This is a genomic window from Oleiphilus sp. HI0043 (genome assembly GCF_001634935.1).
Map to the genome: position 1 here is coordinate 1 of NZ_LWEY01000484.1, position 947 is coordinate 947.

1 protein-coding gene is annotated in these 947 nt (G+C 42.7%); it reads right to left on the reverse strand.

The window, feature by feature from the left end; genetic code table 11:
* A partial coding sequence (locus tag A3729_RS06085) for an adenosylhomocysteinase (RefSeq protein WP_068633408.1) occupies positions 1-947 on the reverse strand: 947 nt, incomplete at both ends.

Consider the following 947-nt stretch of genomic DNA (forward strand, 5'->3'; position numbering starts at 1 on the left):
GACACCACCAAAACCTTCAACCATGTCTTTAGCAACTTCTTCATCAAGTTTCTTTGGAAGTACTTTAACGTAGATGCTTTCCTTCTTCTCTGCTTCCATCAAGTTAGCGAATTTACGTTCATAAAGATAGATTTGGGCCAGTACCTGATTAGCGAATGAGCCATCCATGATTCGGCTAGGGTGACCCGTGGCATTACCCAGGTTAACCAAGCGACCTTCAGAAAGAAGAATCAAGTGATCATCAGCTCCCTTGTCACGATAAACCTTGTGAACCTGTGGCTTAATCTCGTCCCATTCCCAATTTTCACGCATATAAGCCGTGTCAATTTCATTATCGAAGTGGCCGATGTTACAAACAATAGCGCCATTCTTAAGTGTCTTAAGCATACTTGCATCACAGACATTGACGTTACCTGTCGTGGTAACAATCAGGTCGGTTGTTTCCATTAGTAGCTTGTTAATACCTTCTACAGAACCCGTGTTCACACCATCTAAATATGGTGAAACAACTTCAAAGCCATCCATGCAGGCTTGCATTGCACAGATTGGGTCGACTTCAGTAACTTTTACGATCATACCTTCCTGGCGCAATGAGGCAGCAGAGCCTTTGCCTACGTCGCCGTAGCCAATTACTAGTGCTTTTTTACCAGAGAGTAAGTGATCTGTACCACGTTTAATGGCATCATTTAATGAGTGGCGGCAGCCGTACTTATTATCGTTTTTGGATTTAGTTACAGCATCGTTAACGTTAATCGCTGGAACTTTTAGCTCACCTTTCGTCATCATTTCTAACAATCGGTGTACGCCTGTTGTTGTTTCTTCAGAAATACCGTGAATATCATTAAGCAGTGCAGGGTACTTGTTATGCACCATCTCAGTCAGGTCACCACCATCGTCAAGAATCATATTGGCATCCCAAACTTTGCTACCATCTTTTTCAGATAGTA